This is a genomic window from Streptomyces antibioticus, from assembly GCF_002019855.1.
Classification (GTDB): domain Bacteria; phylum Actinomycetota; class Actinomycetes; order Streptomycetales; family Streptomycetaceae; genus Streptomyces; species Streptomyces antibioticus_B.
Window position 1 is genome coordinate 325837 of sequence record NZ_CM007717.1, and the last position, 20321, is coordinate 346157.

Genomic DNA, 20321 nt, shown 5'->3' on the forward strand with positions numbered 1-20321 from the left:
GCATCCGAGAACGCCCCGGACGCGGAAGTAATGACGTCAGGCACACCGAGGCGACCGCGGCGAGAGGAAACCGGATGCGCCCCAGCCCCACCGAGGCGATGGACCGGCCGGCGGCCGATCAGGCACCCCCGCCCCCACGGCTCCCACCGGCGGCCCGTACCGAAGCCGTCGAGATCATCGACGGTGACGTACCGGCCGCCGTGGGACGCGTCCTGGACGCCCTGCTCGCGGAACGGGTCGCGCGTGCCACCGCTCTGGACCCGGTGTTCGGCCGCGACCTCGCCGCGCGCGTCGCCCGTTTCACCCTGGAGGGCGGCAAGCGCACGCGCTCCCAGTTCGTGTGGTGGGCGATGCGCGCCTGCGGCGGCGGGCCCGCCCAGGCGGAGGCCGCGCTGCGGATCGGCGCCGCCCTGGAACTCATCCAGACCTGCGCCCTGGTCCACGACGACGTGATGGACGGCGCCCGGATGCGGCGCGGGCGGCCCGCTCTGCACGTGGACGTCGCCGACCAGTACGCCGACGCCGGGACGCCCGCTGCCGGGCGGCGGTTCGGCGAGGCCGCCGCCATCCTCGCCGGTGACCTCGCCCTGGCCTGGGCGGACGACACCGTGGCCGCCGTCGAACTGGAGTCGGCCGCCGCGCGGGCCGTGCGCGAGCTGTGGAGCGCCCTGCGCACCGAGATGGTGGCCGGGCAGTACCTGGACGTGCGCGGCCAGGTCGCCTCCGCCCCCTCCGTGGCCCGTGCCGTGCGGGCCGCCTGTCTCAAGAGCGCCCTGTACTCGGTGGAACGCCCGCTGGCGCTCGGCGCCGCCCTGGCGGGCGCGGACGGTGCGCGCCGGGCCGCGCTGTGCTCGGCGGGGCGCTGTGTCGGCATCGCGTTCCAGCTCCGCGACGACCTCGTCGACGTCTACGGCGACCCGCGGCGGTCCGGCAAACCGGTGGGCGGTGACATCCGGGCGGGCCGTCCCACCGCGCTGGTGGCGGTGGCCCGGGCCCGCGCGGAGGCGGCCGGGGACCGGCACGCGCTGGCCGTGCTGCGCCGCTCGCTGGGCCGCGCCGACCTCTCCGAGAGCGGCCTCGCCGAGGTGCGGGACGTGCTGGAGGCCACCGGCGCGCGAGACACCGTCGAGGCGAGGATCGGCCGGCTGGTCGACCGGGGCCTGCGGCACCTGGAGTCGGCCGGCCTGGAGCCGGAGGGGCGGCGGCGCCTGCGCGGGCTGCTGCACGCGGCGGCAGGATCGCCGCCCGCGCCGGACGACACGGACGCACGCGTGCTCGGGTCGCCGCTCGTGGCCGCCCGCGTCGAGGGGAGCGTCCGATGACCAGGACCGTTCCCGGGCGCACGGATCATGTGGTGGTCGTCGGCGCCGGGCTCGCCGGTCTGGCCGCCACGCTGCATCTGCTCGGCGCGGGCCGGCGGGTCACCCTGCTGGAGCGCGACGCCCTGCCGGGCGGCCGCGCCGGGCGTCTGGAGCGCGGCGGCTACCGCATCGACACCGGGCCCACCGTGCTGACCATGCCCGATATCGCCGACGAGGCGTTCGCCGCCGTCGGCGAGTCGCTGCGCGACCGCGTCGACCTGGTCCCGCTGCACCCCGCCTACCGGGCGCTGTTCGCGGACGGGAGCCGGCTCGACGTGCACACCGAGGAGGAGGCGATGGCGGCGGAGGTGGAGCGCTTCGCGGGCGGCGCCGAGGCCGCGGGCTACCGGCGGCTGCGGGAGTGGCTGGAGCGGCTGTACCGGGCGCAGATGCGGCGTTTCATCGACGCCGACTTCGACTCGCCGCTGTCCCTGCTCACCCCGGACCTGGCCCGGCTCGCGGCGCTCGGCGGGTTCGGGCGGCTGGACGCGCGCATCGGCCGTCATCTGCGCGACGAACGGCTGCGCCGCGTCTTCTCCTTCCAGGCGCTGTACGCCGGGGTGCCGCCGGAGCGCGCCCTCGCCGCGTACGCGGTGATCGCCTACATGGACACGGTCGCCGGGGTGTACTTCCCGCGCGGCGGGATGCACGCCCTGCCGCGGGCCATGGCGGACGCGGCGGCGAAGGCGGGCGCCGACCTGCGCTTCGGCCAGGACGTCGTCCGGCTGGAGCGCTCCGCCGGACGGATCACCGCCGTCGTCACCGACCGGGACCGCGTGCCGTGCGACGCCGTGGTCCTCACCCCCGACCTGCCGGTCTCCTACCGCCTCCTCGGTCGCGCGCCGCGCCGTCCGCTGCGGATCCGGCACGCGCCGTCGGCCGTCGTCCTGCACCTCGGCACCGACCGGACCTGGCCGCAACTCGCCCACCACACCCTGTCGTTCGGCGCGCGCTGGCACCGCACCTTCGACGAACTCACCCGCGCCGGGCGGCTGATGAGCGACCCTTCGCTGCTCGTCACCCGGCCCACCGCCACCGATCCGACGCTCGCCCCGCCCGGCCGCCACCTCCACTACGTCCTCGCGCCCTGCCCCAACACCGACCTCGGGCCGGACGCCGCCGCCTGGGGCGAACTCGGGCCCCGCTACCGCGACAGCGTGCTGCGGGAACTGGACCGGCGCGGCCTGGCGGGCCTCGCCGACGCCGTGGACGAGGAGGTCCTCGTCACCCCCGCCGACTGGACGGCCCAGGGGCACGCGGCGGGCACGCCGTTCTCGGCCGCCCACACGTTCACACAGACCGGGCCGTTCCGGCCGCGCAATCTGGTGCGCGGCACCGAGAACGCCGTCCTCGCCGGCTGCGGCACCATCCCGGGCGTCGGCGTCCCGACCGTCCTGCTGTCCGGCAAGCTCGCCGCCGCCCGGATCACCGGACGGCACCGGGCGCCCCTCCCCCGGCACGGGCCTGCCCCGCGTGCCGGGACGGCCGCAGCGGAAGGAACGCGCTCATGACCGCCCGTGAACTCGACGCGGCCGGCATCACCGACCCGGTGCTGCGCGACGCCTACACCCGGTGCCGGCGGCTCAACGCCCGGCACGGCAGGACGTACTTCCTCGCCACCCGGCTGCTGCCGGTGGAACGCCGTCCCGCCGTCCACGCCCTGTACGGGTTCGCGCGCCGGGCCGACGACATCGTCGACTCCCTGGAGGCCGACGTACCCTCCGACCGCCGCGCGGACGACCTCGCCCGCCTCGACGCCCGGCTCCACGCCCGGCTGCGGCGCGCGCCGCGGGAGCCGGGCGGCGCCGAGCCGGTGGTCCTGGCGCTCGCCGACACGGCCCGGCGGTACGCGATCGACCACCGGCACTTCAGCGACTTCATGACGTCCATGCGCGACGACCTGAAGGTCACCGACTATCCGACCTACGACGACCTGCGCGCGTACATGCACGGTTCGGCGGCGGTGATCGGGCTCCAGATGCTGCCGGTCCTGGGCACCGTGGTCCCGCGCGAGGAGGCCGCCCCGCACGCGGCCGCGCTGGGCGTCGCCTTCCAGCTCACCAACTTCCTGCGCGACGTCGGCGAGGACCTCGACCGCGGCCGGGTCTATCTGCCGGCCGATCTGCTGGCCGCGCACGGCGTCGACCGGGAGCTGCTGTACCGCAGCCGCGCCACCGGGCGCCGCGATCCGCGGATCACCGAGGCACTGCGGGCGTTCGAGGACCTCACCCGAGGGGTCTACCGCGAGGCGGAGCCGGGCATCGCGATGCTCGACCCGGTGTCACGCCCCTGTGTGCGCACGGCGTTCGTGCTGTACGGCGGCATCCTGGACGCGGTCGCCGCCGACGGGTACGCGGTGCTGCACCGCCGTGCCGTGGTGCCCCGGCGCCGCCGGGCGGCGGTGGCCCTGGACGGCCTCGCCCGTCTGGCGGCGGCACGCGTACGACGACGCTTCCGGCCGCCGGTGGTCCCGGCGCCGGTGGCCCCGGGTGTCGTCACCGGGCGGTCCCCGCACGAGGAGGTCATGTGAGCCCCGACCGTCCCGACTCCCCGGGCCGCCGCTTTCCGCTGTCGCTGCGCAGGCACCCCGTCGCCTGGGAGCGGCAGCGGCCGACCTGGCGGGAGGCCCGCCCGGCGGTGATCGCCGAGGCGTTGAAGCGGGCGCGGGCGCTGCCCTCGGGCAACTGGTACGTCGTGGGCGCGACCCGGGACGTGCGCGACGACCGGCCCCTCGCGCGGACGGTCGCCGGGCGGGAGATCGTCGTCTGGCGGGACGCGGCGGGTCGGCTCGTCGCCGGACCGGGCAGTTGTCCGCACCTGGGCGCGCCGCTGCGTGACAGCCCGGTCCGGTGCGGCACGCTCGTCTGCCACTGGCACGGACTCGCCCTGCCCGGCACGCCGTTCGCCGGCTGGGATCCCGTGCCGGCGTACGACGACGGGGTGCTGGTGTGGGTGCGCCTGGACGAGGCGGGCGGCGAACCGCCCCTGGCGGCACCGGCCGTACCGGAGCGGCCGGCCGCCGCGGGGGCGGTGGCGGCGGTCTACGTCGCTGTGGGCACCTGTGAGCCGGAGGACGTCGTGGCCAACCGGCTCGACCCGTGGCACGGCGCCTGGTTCCACCCGTACTCCTTCGTGGACCTGACCGTCGTCGACACTCCCGCGGAGGGGGAGGACGGTTTCGTCGTCGACGTGTCCTTCCGGCTCGCCGGGCGGATCGTGGTGCCGGTGCGCGCCGTGTTCACGGCGCCCGGGCCGCGGACGGTCGTCATGCGGATCACGGAGGGCGAGGGCCAGGGGTCGGTGGTCGAGACGCACGCGACGCCGCTCGGCTCCGACGACCGGGGCAGACCGCGGACGGCGGTGGTGGAGGCGGTCGTCGCGGCGTCGGACCGCCCGGGGTTCGCGGTGGCCCGCCGGATGTCGCCCGTGCTGCGCCCCCTCATGCGGGCCGCCGCAGGACGCCTGTGGCGCGACGACCTGGCCTACGCGGAGCGCCGCTGGCATCTGCGGTCGACGGGCCGTTTCCCGGGCTGAGCCGACGACCGCCGACCTCACGGCGGTGCTCCTTCTCGCGCGTACGAACGCGGTGTTTCCGTCGTGCGAACAGGGCGGCCGGGCGGGAGACAGGGGTCCGGGGCCGGTGTGACCATGTGCGCATGCTCCCGGGAGAAGATCGCGCCGCCCGGCGGGTGCTGACGGTGTGCATGGCGGCCGGCGTCACGACCCTGCTCGACCAGTCGGTCCTCAACATCGCGGTGCCGGCGCTGCGTCGGTCGCTGGAGGCGGGTGCCACGGATGTGCAGTGGATCGTCGCCGGGTACTCGCTGGCCTTCGGTCTGATGCTGGTGCCGGGCGGCAGTCTCGGCGATGTGCACGGGCGCAAACACCTCTTCCTGGCCGGGCTGTCGGCGTTCGTGGTCTTCGGCGCGGTCGCCGCCGCCGGTACGCGCGCGGACCTGGTGATCGCGGCACGGCTGGTGCAGGGCGCCGGGGCGGGGCTGGTCAACTCGCAGGTCATCGGCACGCTCCAGGACCACTTCAGCGGCGTCGGCCGGGCGCGGGCGCTGGGCCTGTACGCCGTCACGGGCGGTGTCGCCGCGGCCCTGGGGCCTCCGCTCGGCGGCGCCCTGGTCGCGGCGTTCGGACCGGACCTCGGGTGGCGGCTGTGTCTGCTTCTCAGCGCGCCCTGCGGGATCGTCACCCTGTGGCTGGCGTTCCGCTGGTTCCCGGCTCCCCGGCGGACCGCCGGACACAGCCGGCTCGACTGGTGGGGGCTCGGGTGGACGGGCGCGCTGACGCTGGCGCTGATGGTGCCGTTCATCAGGACGCCGGGCGGAGCCGTGGAGACGGCCCTGTGGGCGGGCGCCGCCGTCGGGGCCCTCTGCTGTCTGGTCGCGGGACATCGCTTCCGGGTCCGGTCGGGCCGGGTCCCGCTGGTGCATCCGTCGCTGCCGCGCTCGCGCCCCTACACGCTCGGGACGGCTGTCGCGATGGCCGGCTTCGGCTCCTCGCTGGCCGCGACGCTGGTGCTGACCGTGTTCCTGCAGAGCGGCCTGGGGCTGTCCGCGCTCACCGCCGCCCTGGTCACCCTGCCGTCGGCGGCGGCCATGGGTGTCTCCTCGGCCGTGGCCTGGCGGGTGGTGCGCCGCCTCGGACCGCACACCGTCACGCTCGGGCTCGCCCTGGGCGTGCTCACCCTGCTGGCCGGCGCGGCCGTCGCCGTCACCGCACCGCGCGCCCACCTGCCGCTGCTTCTCACGGTGGTCCAACTGCTGTCCGGTGCCGCCGCCGGGCTCACCATCGCCCCCAACCAGGCCCTGGTGCTCCAGCACGCCCCGGCCGAGGCCGCAGGGGTGGCCGGCGGCATCCTCCAGATGGCCCAGCGGATCGCGGCGGCCATCGCGCTGAGCGCCGTCTCGGGGAGCTATCTGCGCGGCACGTCGGGGCCGTCGGGCGATCCCCGTGCGGCGTTCGCGCACGCGACGCTGCTGTGCGCCGGGCTGCTCGCGGCGGCCGCCGTCCTGTCGCTCCTGCGCCCCCGCCTGACGGCTTCGACCCCGCCCGGGATCCGGCCGCCTCTTGCCTCTGACGTGCACGTCAAGGGTTAGCTTCGGCGCGCCCCGGGCCGGACGGTCCGGCGCGCCCGGTCCCCGACACCCCTTCAGGAGCCCGCACATGACCTCCGCCCTGCCTGCCACGACCCGGTCGATCACGCTCGTGGACGTCCCCGCCGGCCTGCCCGTGCCCGGGAACTTCGCGATCACCGAGGAGCCGCTGCCCGTCCCCGGCCCGGGACAGGTCGTCGTACGCAACCGGTGGTTCCTCGTGTTCCCCGGGCTGCGCACGCTGATCGGCGGCAAGGTCGAAGGGGTTCCGCTGCCCAGTATCCACGCGGGTGACACGCTGTTCGGTCCCACCGTCGGCGAGGTCGTCGCCGCCGGGCCCGACACCCCGCTGCGGCCGGGGGACGTGGTCACGCATCTGCTCGGCTGGCGCGAGCACGCGCTCGTCGCGGCGGCGGACTGCGCGCCGGTGGGCGACGCGCTGCCCGACCCGGTGGCCCATCTGTCGTCCGGGTCGTCGGCCTACGGCGCGCTGACCCGGCTCGCCGAAGTCCGCCCCGGGGACACGGTGTTCGTCACGGGTGCGGCGGGCGCCGTGGGCACGCTCGCGGGCCCCGTGGCGCGGCTGCTCGGGGCCGCGCGGGTCGTCGGGAGCACCCGGTCGGCGGAGAAGGCCGAGCGGCTGCGGACCGAACTGGGCTACGACGCGGTCGTGGTGCCCGGACAGGGGTCGCTCGGCGAGCAGTTGGCCACGGCGGCGCCGGACGGCATCGACGTCCTGCTCGACACCGTCGGCGGGGACCAGCTCGCCGCGGCCGTCGGCGCCGCCCGCAGGGGTGCCCGGTTCGCTCTGGTCGGCGCGCTGTCGGGGCAGTTGGCGCCGGACCGGGACGGCGGCAGCGCGCCCGCGGAGATCGACACCTTCCGGCTCGTGACCCTCGGCGTGTCGCTGCGCGGCTACAGCGGCGTCGACCATCCGGACGTGCCGCGGGAGTGGACCGAGCGCTTCGGGGGCTGGCTGCGCTCCGGCGAGATCACCTTCCCGTACGCGCGGATCACGGGAATGGACCGCGCGCCCGGAGCGTTGCAGGAACTCTTCGAGGGGCGGCATCTCGGGACCCTGGTCGTGGAGTTGCCGCCGGTGTGACGGTCGCCGTGCGCGGGCTCGGCGACCACGGCCCGGCCGCGGAGGCCGGGTCCTGGCGCGAGAGGCGGACATGCGGATCGGGGATGCGGCGGAAGCGGCGGGGACCACCCCGCGGGCACTGCGGTTCTACGAGGAGCGGGGCCTGCTGCCGCCGCCCGGGCGCACCGCCACCGGGCAGCGCGAGTACGGGCCCGGCGAGGTGGCCCGGGTCCGGGTGATCCGTGAACTGCTCGCGCTCGGGCTGACCGTGGAGGATCTGCGGACCGTCGCCGACCGGATCGACCTGCTGGTCGAGGATCCCCGACGGCGGTGCGGACAGCCCGACTCCGGCGTCCCGGGCTCGGGGGTCGTCGACCGCAGGATCGCCGCGCTGGACGCGGAGATCGGCCGGCTGACCCGGCAGCGCACCGAACTCGCCCTGCGGGCCGCGGGTATTGAGCACCGGGCCGGCTGACCGCACCGGCGGCGGCGCAACAAAGCCGCCACATGTTTGTCATCCGCGAGCCGGAATTCCCTTGCCGGGCACGCCCGTTGCGCCGGTATGAGCATTGGCGTAGCACTCCCCGTCCACCACTCGATCGACACCACGGTGCGGCTCGCGCGCGAGGCCCACGAGGCCGGACTGCGCTCCGTCTGGTTCGGGCAGACCTTCGGGTACGACTCCCCCTCGCTCGCCGCGATCGTCGGCCGTGAGGTGCCCGGACTGCACGTGGGGACCGCGGCGATCCCGGTCTTCGGCCGGCATCCGCTGCTCGTCTCCAGCCAGGCCCAGACCGCGCAGGCCGCCACCGCAGGGCGCTACCACCTCGGACTCGCGCTCGGCACCAAGTACCTGACGGAGACCGGCTTCGGCATCCCCTACGAGCGCCCGATCGCCCGGCTCCGCGAGTTCCTCACGGCCCTGCGCCCGCTGCTGGAGTCGGGCAGCGCCGACTTCCACGGCGAACTCCTCACCGCCACCACACCGCTCCCGGCGACCGTGCCGGGCGGCGCCGAGACACCGGTGCCGGTGCTCGTCGCCGCCATGGCGCCGCAGTCGCTGCGGGTGTCCGGCGAACTCGCCGACGGCATCCTGCCGTTGCTGGCCGGGCCGCGCGCCCTCGACGAGCACATCGTCCCGGCCGTCACCGCGGCGGCCTCGGCGGCGGGGCGGCCGGCGCCCCGGATCGTGGCCTGTGTGCCCGGTGTGGTCACCGGCGACCTCGACGCCGTACGGGAGACCGCGACCGAACAGCTCGCGTTCTACGAGCAGTTCCCGTCCTACCAGCGTGTCATCGGACTCTCGGGCGGCACCCGGGCCGTCGACCTGGCCGCCCTCGGCGACGAGGAGACCGTCGCCGCCGAGGTGCGGCGCTACCGTGAGGCCGGGGCCACGGAGGTGGTGTTCACGGCGACGGACCTGGGCGGCGACGAGGACCGTCTGCGCACCTGGAAGCTGCTGGGCGAGCTGGCGAACGGCTGACCCGACCTCCCTTCAGGGGCTCAGGCACGCAGCCAGACCGCCGTGTCGGCCGGCAGCCGGCCCGCGTCGTCCAGCGGGCCGCTGGCGAGCAGGATCTCCTCGTGGCCGGGCAGGACGGCCGGGGCGGCGGCCAGGTTGACCACGCAGACCAGGCCGGGCGACCGGCGGAACGCGAGGACCCCGTCGGGGGCGGGCAGCCACTCCAGGGGCCCGTCCCCGAGGCCCGGTTCGGTGCGGCGCAGCCGGAGCGCGGTGCGGTAGAGGACCAGCATCGAGCCGGGGTCGGCGGCCTGGAGGTCGGCGGCGTACGCGGACCAGCCGGCGGGCTGCGGCAGCCAGGGTTCCGTGTCCGAGCCGAAACCGGCGTGCGGGGCGTCGGCGGTCCAGGGCAGCGGGACCCTGCAGCCGTCGCGGCCGGGATCGGTGCCGCCGGAGCGGAAGTGCATCGGGTCCTGGATGCGGTCGCGCGGGATGTCCGCCTCGGGCAGGCCGAGTTCCTCGCCCTGGTAGAGGTAGACGGAGCCGGGCAGGGCGAGGGTGAGGAGGGCGGCGGCACGGGCCCGGCGGGTGCCGAGCGTCAGGTCGGTCGGGGTGCCGAACTCCTTTGCGGCGAAGTCGAATCCGGTGTCCGTACGGCCGTAGCGGGTGACCGTGCGGGTGACGTCGTGGTTGCACAGCACCCAGGTGGCGGGGGCGCCGACCGGGGCGTGCTCGGCGAGGGTGTCGTCGATGGCGGCGCGCAGCCGCTCCGCGTCCCAGGGGCAGGCCAGGAAGTTGAAGTTGAACGCGGTGTGCAGTTCGTCGGGGCGCAGATAGCGGGCGAAGCGCTCGGCGTCGGGCAGCCAGACCTCGCCGACGAAGACGCCGCCGTAGGCGTCGGCGACGCGCCGCCAGGAGCGGTAGATCTCGTGCAACTCGTCGCGGTCGATGTACGGGTGGGGGTCGCGGCCCTCGACGAAGTCGGGCAGGTCGGGGTCCTTGGCGGGCAGCGCGGCGGAGTCGATGCGTACGCCGGCCACGCCCCGTTCGAACCAGAACCGCAGGACGTCCTCGTGTTCCTCGCGGACCGCCGGGTGGGCCCAGTTGAGGTCGGGCTGCTGCGGGGTGAAGAGGTGCAGGTACCACTCGCCGTCCTCGACGCGGGTCCAGGTCTGGCCGGAGAACTGCGACGGCCAGTCGTTGGGCGGGAGTTCGCCGTGCTCGCCGCGGCCGGGGCGGAAGTGGAACAGCTTGCGTTCGGGGCTGCCGGGTCCGGCGGCGAGGGCGGCCTTGAACCAGGGGTGCTGGTCGGAGACGTGGTTGGGCACGATGTCGACGATGGTGCGGATGCCGAGGGCGCGCGCCTCGGTGATGAGCCGCTCGGCCTCCTCCAGGGTGCCGAAGGCGGGGTCGATGGTGCGGTAGTCGGCGACGTCGTAGCCGCCGTCGGCGAGCGGCGAGAGGTACCAGGGGGTGAACCAGATGGCGTCGACGCCGAGTTCGGCGAGGTAGGGCAGTCTGGCCCGTACGCCCGCGAGGTCCCCGGTGCCGTCGCCGTCGCCGTCGGCGAAACTGCGGGGGTACACCTGGTAGATGGCAGCGCCACGCCACCAGTCGTCCGAGGGGGCGGGGTTCTTGTCGGGGTGCGGGGCTGCCACGTGACGGTCCTTTCGGGGCAGGGGTGGTTCTCCGCCGCCGCCCCGGACAGCGGGGCGTCGAGGACGGGGCGGCGGCGGAGGATCGGAAGGGGTACCGGCGGTCCGGGGGGCGTTCGCCGGCCGGCCCGGGAGGAGGGACGCCGGTGCCGGGCGGGGTGGGGGTCAGCCCTTGAGGCCGCCCGCGGTCAGTCCGCTCATGATGTTGCGCTGGAAGACCAGGAACAGCAGCAGGGTCGGCAGGGAGGCGATGGTGAGGGCGGCGATCAGCACGTTCTCGGGCACGCTGGTGGCGAGCGAGTAGATGCCGACGGCGAGGGTCTGGCCGGTCGGGTCGGGCAGCACCAGCATCGGCCAGAGGAAGTCCTTCCAGACGCCGACGACCGCGAAGATGGACACCACGCCGAGGATGGGCCGGGAGATCGGCAGGACGAGCGACCACAGGATGCGCAGCGGGCCGGCGCCGTCCATGGAGGCCGCGTCGAGGAGTTCCTTGGGGATGGAGTCGAAGAACCGCTTCAGCAGGAAGATGCTGAAGGCGTTGGTGACGGACGGCAGCCAGATCGCCCAGGGCGAGTTGAGCAGGTTGCGTTCGACGATCGGCACGTCCAGCACGGTGAGGTACTGCGGGACGACGAGGACGGTCGCCGGGATCATCAGGGTGACCAGCATCATCCCGAGGATCGCCTTGCCGAGGACGGGCCGCAGCTTGGACAGGGAGTAGGCGGCGGCGACGTCCAGGACGAGCTGGAAGGCGAGGGCGCCGAACGCGTAGTAGAGGGTGTTGAGGAGGAGTCGGGCGAGGTCCATCACCTCCCAGGCCCGCTGGTAGTTCTCCGGGTGGACGGAGCCGGGCACCCAGGTGGGGGGTGTCTGGACGGCTTCCTGGGTGGTCTTGAGTCCGCCGGACACCATCCAGTACAGCGGGCCGAGGAAGGCCAGCGTGAACAGGGCGACGACGAGCGCGAAGCACAGCCAGTAGAGCAGCTTGCCGCGCGGTCGGGCGAGGCGGGCGGGTGAGATGAGCGTGCGTGTGGACATGTCCGTGTCTCCCCCGGTCCTACTCTTCCGTGGCGCGGTTGAGCCTGGTGTACAGGGCCGAGAAGCCGGCCAGCAGTACGAGCAGGATCAGGCCGAGCGCCGCCGCGGCACCGTAGTTGTTGAAGTTGAAGGCGTACTGGTAGATCAGATAGACGACGGTCGTGGTGGAGCCCTCGGGTCCGGCGCCGCCGGTCAGCAGGAAGGGCTCGATGAAGACCTGCATGGTGGCGATGATCTGCATGAGCAGCATCAGCGCCAGGACGAGCCGGGTCTGCGGGATCGTCACGTGCCACACCTTGCGCAGCAGGCCGGCCCCGTCGAGTTCGGCGGCCTCGTACAGCTCGCCGGGGACGCCCTGGAGGGCGGCCAGGTAGATGAGGGTCGCGCCGCCCATGTTCATCCAGGTGGAGGCGACGACGACGGAGAGCATCGCGGTGTCGGGGTCCTGGAGCCACTGCTGGGCCGGGATGCCGAAGACCCCGAGCACCTCGTTGAACATGCCGTACCCGGGGTCGTACAGGTACTTGAAGAGCAGCACGGACGCGGTGGGCGGCAGCATGACGGGCAGGTAGACCAGCAGCCGCAGATAGCCCTGACCGTGCCGGAACTCGTTGATGACGAGCGCGGTGAGGAAGGGGACGGCGAAGCCGAGGACGAGCGCGAGGGCGGTGAACCACAGGGTGTTGCGCCATGCCTGGCCGAAGGCCGGGTCGTTCCAGACGGTGACGAAGTTGTCCCAGCCGACCCAGCTCACCTGGCCGTCGTCGGTCTTCTGGAAGGCGAGCAGGAACTCCCGGACGATCGGGTACCAGGAGAAGAAGGCGAAGCAGAGCACCGCGCCGATGAGGAATCCGTGGGCGGTGACATTGCGGCGCAGGGCCTTGCCGAGGCCCCCGGCCGGGGGCCGGACGGCGCCGGCGCGCGGCCGGCGGGGGCGGCGGTCCTTGGCCGCCGGGTCCTGGGTGAGGGTGGGGGCCGACATGGGTGCTCCTCGGTCGTGCTGCGGCGTTGCCGGACGGGCCGGTCCGGGCGCGTGACGGGCGCGTGACGTGGGCGGACGGGCGCCGGGCCCGCCGGAAGGGGGCGGGCCGTGGGCGCGCTCGCGAGCCGGGCGGTGTGAGACCGCCCGGCCCCGCGGGGGTCACTGGTTGGCGAGGACCTGGTTCACCTGGGTCTCCGCCGTCGACAGGAGCTTGTCGATGTCGGCGTCCTTGTTGGTGAGGATGCCCGACATCACGTTGTCGAGGACCTTGTAGATCTCCTGCGCCTTCGGGGGTTCGGCCTTGCCCGGCACCGGGTTGTCCATGAACGCCTTGAAGTTCTGCACCGGCATGGTGGCGAACTCGACGCGGGCGGCGTCGTCCTTGGTCTTGCTGTCGTTCAGCCACAGGTTGGGCTGCGGGAGTCCGACGGGCAGACCGTCGGCCTTGGTGCGCTCCCAGTCGTACTGGCCCTTGCCGACGGTGGTGAACTTGAAGTTGAGCCAGGCGATCGCGGCCTTGACCTTGTCGGGCGAAATGCCCTTCTTGATCATGTAGTTGTTGCCGCCGGCGAGGGTGTTCTTGCCGCCGGGGATCGGGCCCATGCCGAAGTTCTCGTACTTGGCGCCGAGTTGCTGGACCATGTAGGTCACGTCGTCGGGCGCGGCGAGGAACATGCCGAGCTTGTCGGTGGCGATCTGCTTCTGGAGGTCGCCCCACTTCAGCAACTGGGTCTTGCCCATGGAGTCGTCCTCCCAGCGCATCGCGTGGAGGTTCTCGGCGACCTGCTTGCCGATCGCGTCGTTGAAGGCGGCCTTGGTGCCGGAGGCGTCCACGACGTCTCCGCCGAGGCTGTACATCTGCGCGGTGAAGTGCCAGCCGCCGGTGTTGGCCGCGCTGTACTCGCCGAAGCCGGCGACGCCGCCGCCCAGGCCGGCGATCTTCTTGGCCGCGGCCCGGACCTCGTCCCAGGTGGCGGGCGGGGTGTCGGGGTCGAGGCCCGCCTTCTCGAAGAGCGTGCGGTTGATCAGCAGGCCCATACGGTAGTTGCTGGTGGGCAGGCCGTAGAGCTTGTCGTCCTTCTTGAGCGAGCCGAGGACGTCCGGGTCGATGTCCTTGAGAAGCGGCACGGTCTTGTCGTTGACGTAGGCGCTGATGTCCTGGGCGCCGTCGTTGTCGAGGACCTGCTCCAGGTCGGTGAAGTAGGTGTAGAACACGTCGGGCTGGGACTTGGCCTTGAGCATCGCGGTGAAGCGCGGCGGCTCCAGACACTGGCCCGGGGTGGAGCGGCCCTCGATCGTGACGTTGGGGTACGTCTTGTTGAACTCCTTGACGTCCTCGTTCCACTCCTTGAGCTCGGCCTTCTTGGCCGCCGGCGGCATGCAGTCGATGGTGATGGTCACCTTGGTCTTGGGGTCCAGCGGCGCGGCGGCGTCGGTGTTCGCGCCGCTCCCGTTGCCGTCGTCGCCGTCATCGCTGCTGCTGCTCGTGCCGCAGGCGGCGAGTGCCGTCAGCGTCAGGGCGGAGACGAGGGTGACCGCGCCGGCGCGGCGGGTGCGGCGGAACCGAGCTCTTCTCATGGGTGGGTCCCCTTCGGGCATGAACGTGGAAGGTGCCCCGTCGCCGGTGCGAGGTGGGGCGCCGCACACTCAACCACCACCCACAAGACTGCGCAATATCTCGCGCTGAATTCGCAATTGCTTGACAGAGCAACGCACATGGAGCGGCCGGGACCGGCACGGACATGACGCGGCCGGTCCACGGCTCTTGCGTGGACCGGCCGGATGACGCGACGGGGTGTGCGCGGCGGGCCTCAGGCGCGCGGCGCCTGGGCGGTCGAGCCGCGCACGACCAGTTCGGGCTCGAACAGCAGCTCGCCGGGCGGCACTTCGCCGCCCTGGATCTGGGTGCACAGCAGCTCGACGGCGGCCCGCCCCATGGCCTCGATGGGCTGGCGCACGGTGGTCAGCGGGGGTTCGGTGCAGTTCATGAAGGCGGAGTCGTCGAAGCCGACGACCGACACCTGCTCGGGCACCGCCAGACCGCGTCGCCGGGCGGCCCTGATGGCGCCCAGGGCGAGCGGGTCGCTGGCGCAGATGATGCCGGTGACCCCGCGGTCCAGCAGGCGCGAGGTGGCCGCCTGGCCGCCCTCCAGGGAGAACATCGAGCGCTCCACCCGCTCGTCGGGCAGCGGGGCGCCGGCCGCCTCGGCCGCGGCGCGGGCGGCGGCGAGCTTGCGCCGGGAGGGCACGTGGTCGCCGGGGCCGAGCACCACGCCGATGCGCTCGTGGCCCAGCAGGGACAGATGGCGCCACGCCTGCTCCACCGCGACGGCGTCGTCGCAGGAGACGCAGGGGAAGTCCAGTTCCTCTATGGGGGCGTTGATGAGGACCACCGGGATACGGCGTTCGGCGAGCTGCCGGTAGTGGTCGTGCGGGGCGTCGGCCTGCGCGAACAGCCCGCCGGCGAAGACCACGCCGGAGACGTGCTGCTGGAGGAGGAGATCGACGTAGTCCGCCTCGGAGACCCCGCCCTTGGTCTGGGTGCACAGCACCGGGGTCAGTCCCTGCTGGGCCAGCGCGCCGCCGATGACCTCGGCGAACAGCGGGAAGATCGGGTTCTGCAGCTCCGGCAGGACCAGTCCCACCAGACGGGCGCGTTCGCCGCGCAACTGGGTGGGGCGCTCGTAGCCGAGCACGTCCAGCGCGGTCAGCACGGACTGGCGGGTGGACTCGGAGACCCCCGGCTTGCCGTTGAGCACCCGGCTGACCGTGGCCTCGCTGACCCCTACCTTCTTGGCTACCTGAGCAAGTCGTCGCGTCATGAGCGCAAGGTTAGCGCAAGCCATGCAAACGGCTTGCGCCAACCTTGGCTCCGATGTTCGTTTTCCGTCAGGATCGATGGCCGTCTTACGGGCCGATGATCAGGGGTTGATGTTGATCTTGAAGGTGGAGGTGGTGTTCCGGATGTCCACGGCGTTGCCGTTCAGGCGCAGCCCGTTGATCGTGACCTCGCCGACCGCCGGGCCCTGACCGGGCTCGGGCAGCTCGTTCGCCCACAGTCCGAAGCCGGACTTGGCGTCGAAGGCGTCCCCGCTCTTGCGGGCGCCGCTCACCGAGATGTCGGTGAGGACGGTGTCCTTGATCGGGTTCACCGGCTGGCCGCCGATGTACTGCGTCTGGAACATGATCCCGGAGTAGGTCGGGTCGACGATGTCGACGTCGTTGATCCGGATGCCCTGGAACACCTTGGACGCGGAGAACAGCCAGATCCCGGGGAAGGTCTGGGCGCCCCAGAAGTGCCCGCCGGAGCGGACCACGGAGACGTTCTCCACCGTCGTCGGGGCGGTGCCGAAGCCGTTCATCGGGTAGCCGAAGTCCAGCGAGCTGATGGTGATGCCGGAGTAGACCAGGGTGTCGGCGATGTGGATGTTGCGGAAGGTGTTGTCGTAGCCGCCGTACACGGCGATGCCCGCGGCCCGCCAGGTCAGCAGTGAGGTCAGGTTCTCGTAGAGGTTGTCCTTCATGTCGGCGCCGCCCGCGTCGATCGCCGAGAACAGCGCGAAGCTGTCGTCGCCGGAGGCGCGCGACTCGTTGTTGACGACGTGGTTGTCCGTCGACCCGTTGGTCATGTTGATCGCGTCGGCGAACGTGTTGCGGATGCGGGCGTTGCTGATCGTCATCCGGTCGGTGTTGGCGCCCCAGTACAGGCACACCATGTGCTCGGTCCAGGTGTTGTCGATGACGATGTCGGAGACGTTGGCGAAGTCGAAGACCTTGCCCGGTCCGTCGATGCGCGAGGTGTAGTTGCCGAAGTAGGCGAAGCCGCGGAACGCGGAGCCCTTGGCGCTCGCCTCGGCCCGGAAGCCGACGTCGGTGTTCTCCTGCCCGGCCGGGGCGTGGAACTGGGTGTACCAGGGCCCGGCGCCGACGACCTGGACGGCCTTGCCGTACACCTGGAACTTGGACGACGTCTGGTAGTCGCCCGGCGGCAGATAGACGCCGGTGAGCCGGCCGGTGGTGTCCATGCGCACCCGGTCCAGGGCGTTCTGCACGTCCTGGTGGGTGAATCCGGCCGGGACGGTGTACGCCGCCGGGTCGGGGTTGGCGATCGGCGCGACCTGTTCCAGGCTGACGAAGTCGATCGCGTAGCGGGAGGTGTTCGCGGTGTCCTTCTGGAGCCGGATCTTCGCACCCGCCGGGACGGTCTCGCCCAGCATCAGGTGCGCCTCGTCGTAGATGTGGCGCGGGGCGCCCGCGGAGGGCGCGTTGCCGGGCGATGCCTCGGCGCCGTACAGCCAGGCGTACCGCGAGGTGAGCGGCAGGGCCTTGCGGAAGGTGCCGTCGACGTAGACGTTCAGGGTGGCGTCGGTGCCGCCGCCGCCCGCCGCGTCGGGGATGGAGAAGCGGGTCACCAGGGTGTTGGTGGCCGCCCGGGTGGTGAACTCCACATACTCGCCGGTGCTGTTGAGGGTGACGGCCTTGCGGCCGGACGCCTCGCCCGCGAGGTCTCCGACGGTGCGGTTGGGTCCGACGGTGGTGGCGCCGCCGCCGGTGGCGGCGTCCTCCGCCTCGTACATGTCGTACGGCATGTGGGCGCCGCGTCCCACGAACAGGGACTGCTCGACGGTGTTGTTCTCGCGCTTCACGGGGAGTTCGTTGCCGTCGGCGGCGACCGTCGCACGGACCGTGTAGGTGCCGTTGGCGGCGGTCCAGGTGCCGACGGAGACCGGCGCGGTGGTGGCGCCGGCGGCGATCGTCCCGTCGTAAGAACCCGTCAGGGTACGGACGGTGGCGCCGCGGGAGTCGAGCAGGGTGACGGTGAGGGCGTGTCCGCCGCCCGCCGAGGCCGTGGTGCCCTGGTTGCGCACGGCGACCCGGAAGGTGACGGTGTCGCCCGCGGCCGGTCCCGAGGGCGAGACGGTGACCACCGGGACCAGGTCGGAGCTGCTGACCGGGCGGACGGTGAGCGCGGTCGGCGCGGTGTAGGTGTTGTTGGTCTCGTTCTGCTCGATGACCTGGTCGCCGTCGTCGGCGACGGCGCTGAGCTGGTACGTCCCGGCGTCGCGGGCGCCGATCGAGGCGCTGACGGTGGTCTGCGCCCCGGCGGCCAGGGGGCCGACGGCCGCGGTGGCGACCTTGGTGCCGTTGAGCCGCAGCGCGAGGCTGCTGGCGGGCGCCGCGCTCTCGCCGCTGTTGCGGACGGTCGCGGACAGGGTGACGGGGTCCGACTCGACGGGCGAGGCCGGCGAGGCGGTCAGCGAGGTGACCTCCAGATCGGGGTTGGGCGCGGCGGTGCCGATCACCTGGAACTCGGCGATCTGCCCGGCCGGGGCACCGGAGTTGGCGGTGAAGCGCAACTGGACGTCGGCGACCCGCGCGGTGACCGGGACGGTCACGGAGTTGCCGCTCGACGGGCTGAAGGCGTACTCCTTCGCGGCGACCAGCGAGGTGTAGCCGCTCGCGGACTGCTCACGGCCGAGGACCTGGACGGTCTGGGAGCGTGGGCCCCAGGAGCTGTCGGGGTCGAGGCGCAGGACCAGCGAGGTGACGTCGGCGTTGGCGCCGAGCTTCACGGTGAGGGTGGCGGGGTGTCCGGAACCCTCCCAGTAGGTGCTGGTGGAGTTGTCGTTGGCGTTCTCGGCCACGAAGGTGTGCACGGTCGAGGAGGCCGTGATCGGCTTGCCGACGGCCAGGTTGGAGCCGGGGCCCGACGTGCCGGTACGGGTCACGGTGTTGCTGTCGCCCGAGACGTTCCCGGCGGCGTCCTTGGCCCGCACGAAGTAGGACACTGTCACGGTGGCCGGGCGGCTGTCGGTGTAGGTGGTGACATTGCCCGCGACCGTGGTCAGCAGGGTGTTGTCCCGGTACACCTCGTAGCCGGTGACGCCGGTGTTGTCGGTGGAGGCGTTCCAGGTCAGCCGGATCTGCCCGGCGGACGGCTCGGTGAACGCCAGGTTCGCGGGAGCGGTGGGCGCCTGGGTGTCGCCGGTCTCGCCGCGGCGGGTGACGGTGTTGCTGTTGCCGGAGACGTTGCCCGCGGCGTCCTTGGCGCGCACGAAGTAGGAGACCGTGGCGCTCGCGGGCCGGGTGTCGGTGTAGGTGGTGACGTTGCCGGCGACCGAGGTCAGCAGCTCGTTGTTCGCGTAGACGTCGTAGCCGGTGACGCCGGTGTCGTCGGTGGAGGCGTTCCACGTCAGCCGGATCTGCCCGGCCGACGGCTCGGTGAACGCCAGGTTCGCGGGAGCCGTGGGGGCCTGGGTGTCGCCGGTGGCCGGTCCGTAGACCTCCAGCTCGGACAACTGGGCGGCGGGCTGGCCGGTGTTGGCGGTGACCAGGACCCGGACGTACCGGGTGGTGGCGGTGTCGAAGGTGATCGTCACCGTGTTGCCGTCGGCGGGCGCGAACTGGTGGGCGCGGGAGGCCGTCAGGTCGGTGAAGTCGCTGCCGTTGGCGCTGCCCTGGATCTTCAGGGTCTGGGTGCGGGCGCCCCAGCCGTCGGGGAGTTTCAGCACCACCCGGTTGACGCCGAGGGAGGAGCCGAGGTCGGCCCGGATCCACTGCGGGAGGTCGTTGTTGCGGCTCTCCCAGTAGCTGGCCTTGTTGCCGTCGGCGGCGTTGGCGGGCACGTACGTCTCGGTGTGGCTGCTGGCGGTGAGGGTGCGGCCGCGGGCGAGGTTGGTGGAGGACTCGCCCGCCGCGTGCACCTCCAGCTCGGACAACTGGGCGGCCTGCCAGCCGGTGTTGGCGGTGATCTCGACCCGGACGTACCGGGTCTGCCCGGCCGGGAAGGCCACCGTGACGGTGTTGGCCGAGCCGGGGCTGAAGGTGTAGGCGGCGGACGCCTTCAGGGTGGTGAAGCTGGTGCCGTCGGCGCTGCCCTGCACGGACAGGGTCTGGCTGCGGGTCTCCCAGGACGCGGGCAGCTTCAGCACGACCTCGTCGATGCGGGCGGTGGAGCCGAGGTCGGCCTGGACCCACTGCGGCAGGGCGCTGCCCGCGCTCTGCCAGTAGGAGCCCTGGTCGCCGTCGGTGATGTTGCGGGCGGCGTACTCGGCGTGCGAGCTGCTGGCGGCCGTGGGCCGTCCGGCGGCCAGGTTCGGGCCGTCGGCCGCCTCCGCGGCGGTCAGGGCGGGCCCGCCCAGCATCAGCAGGGTGGTGGTGAGGACGGCGGCCATCGCGCGCCATCCCCGACGTTGCGGTCTCATCGGTCCCCGATCTGGTGGAAGGGGTGAAAGGGGTGCCTCATGGCAGACGGCGCGCACGCCTCAATGTGCGGGTCATGGCACCGCTTTTGCGTTGATCGATCAGAGAGTTGCAGAACGGTAGGGGTTCGTCCACCGTCCCGGCAGCGGCCGCCGAACCCGGCCTTCACCGCCCCGACCTGGCGAAGGGCCGCTGCCAGCGACTTTCGTGCGGGCTTTCACGAGAACGCAAGCGGATCCATCGCCACGCAAGCCGCTTGCGTGCCCAACTCCGGCTGCTGCCGGGACCGTTGACAAAGCGGAGACACGCTAGAAACCTGTGGGCGTACTTTCCGCAAAGAATCGACTTCCCCACTCAATTTATGCGCACGGCGGGTGTTTCCCCGGCTCGACCGCCGTGCCTCCCCCACGTCCACCGACCGAACAGAG

At 72.9% G+C, this 20321-nt stretch carries 14 protein-coding genes; 8 read left to right on the top strand and 6 right to left on the bottom strand.

What is annotated here, in order from left to right:
* The first annotated feature begins 74 nt into the window (after window positions 1–74).
* From AFM16_RS01520 to AFM16_RS01555, 8 genes are all read left to right on the top strand, one after another.
* A complete protein-coding gene (locus AFM16_RS01520; RefSeq protein WP_078631816.1) occupies window positions 75–1322 on the top strand; it encodes a polyprenyl synthetase family protein in 1248 nt (415 codons plus the stop codon).
* Window positions 1319–2872, top strand: coding sequence for a phytoene desaturase family protein (gene crtI, locus AFM16_RS01525; RefSeq protein ID WP_078631818.1), 1554 nt, complete (start codon window positions 1319–1321; stop codon window positions 2870–2872). Before AFM16_RS01520 ends, crtI begins: the two co-directional genes overlap by 4 nt.
* Window positions 2869–3891: a phytoene/squalene synthase family protein gene (locus AFM16_RS01530; RefSeq protein ID WP_078631820.1), complete on the top strand. Its 1023-nt coding sequence runs from the start codon at window positions 2869–2871 to the stop codon at window positions 3889–3891. Before crtI ends, AFM16_RS01530 begins: the two co-directional genes overlap by 4 nt.
* Window positions 3888–4895: a Rieske (2Fe-2S) protein gene (locus tag AFM16_RS01535; RefSeq protein WP_078631822.1), complete on the top strand. Its 1008-nt coding sequence runs from the start codon at window positions 3888–3890 to the stop codon at window positions 4893–4895. The genes AFM16_RS01530 and AFM16_RS01535 overlap by 4 nt, the downstream gene beginning before the upstream one ends.
* Before the next feature lie 122 nt (window positions 4896–5017).
* The gene (locus AFM16_RS01540) at window positions 5018–6469 is read left to right on the top strand and encodes an MFS transporter (protein WP_179123239.1); all 1452 of its coding nucleotides are present in this window, start codon (window positions 5018–5020) and stop codon (window positions 6467–6469) included.
* A gap of 67 nt (window positions 6470–6536) precedes the next feature.
* Window positions 6537–7571, top strand: coding sequence for an MDR family NADP-dependent oxidoreductase (locus AFM16_RS01545; protein ID WP_078631825.1), 1035 nt, complete (start codon window positions 6537–6539; stop codon window positions 7569–7571).
* A 70-nt stretch (window positions 7572–7641) separates the two neighbouring features.
* The gene (locus tag AFM16_RS01550; protein WP_078631827.1) at window positions 7642–8025 is read left to right on the top strand and encodes a MerR family transcriptional regulator; all 384 of its coding nucleotides are present in this window, start codon (window positions 7642–7644) and stop codon (window positions 8023–8025) included.
* Window positions 8026–8112: 87 nt separating this feature from the next.
* The gene (locus AFM16_RS01555) at window positions 8113–9033 is read left to right on the top strand and encodes an LLM class F420-dependent oxidoreductase (RefSeq protein ID WP_078631829.1); all 921 of its coding nucleotides are present in this window, start codon (window positions 8113–8115) and stop codon (window positions 9031–9033) included.
* 20 nt (window positions 9034–9053) lie between these two features.
* Here AFM16_RS01555 and AFM16_RS01560 read toward each other — a convergent pair whose 3' ends face one another.
* The 6 genes from AFM16_RS01560 to AFM16_RS01585 all read right to left on the bottom strand — a co-directional run bounded on the left by AFM16_RS01560 (window position 9054) and on the right by AFM16_RS01585 (window position 19895).
* Complete coding sequence (locus AFM16_RS01560) at window positions 9054–10670, bottom strand: glycoside hydrolase family 13 protein (protein ID WP_030780664.1); 1617 nt, start codon at window positions 10668–10670, stop codon at window positions 9054–9056.
* 162 nt (window positions 10671–10832) lie between these two features.
* Window positions 10833–11708, bottom strand: coding sequence for a carbohydrate ABC transporter permease (locus AFM16_RS01565; protein ID WP_030780667.1), 876 nt, complete (start codon window positions 11706–11708; stop codon window positions 10833–10835).
* A gap of 19 nt (window positions 11709–11727) precedes the next feature.
* Complete coding sequence (locus AFM16_RS01570) at window positions 11728–12690, bottom strand: carbohydrate ABC transporter permease (RefSeq protein ID WP_078631831.1); 963 nt, start codon at window positions 12688–12690, stop codon at window positions 11728–11730.
* Between the two features lie 159 nt (window positions 12691–12849).
* The gene (locus AFM16_RS01575) at window positions 12850–14268 is read right to left on the bottom strand and encodes an ABC transporter substrate-binding protein (protein ID WP_078631833.1); all 1419 of its coding nucleotides are present in this window, start codon (window positions 14266–14268) and stop codon (window positions 12850–12852) included.
* A 233-nt stretch (window positions 14269–14501) separates the two neighbouring features.
* Entirely contained in the window at window positions 14502–15512 is a 1011-nt protein-coding gene (locus AFM16_RS01580; RefSeq protein WP_078631835.1) for a LacI family DNA-binding transcriptional regulator, read from the bottom strand.
* A 99-nt stretch (window positions 15513–15611) separates the two neighbouring features.
* Entirely contained in the window at window positions 15612–19895 is a 4284-nt protein-coding gene (locus AFM16_RS01585) for a discoidin domain-containing protein (RefSeq protein ID WP_078631837.1), read from the bottom strand.
* Window positions 19896–20321: the final 426 nt, after the last annotated feature.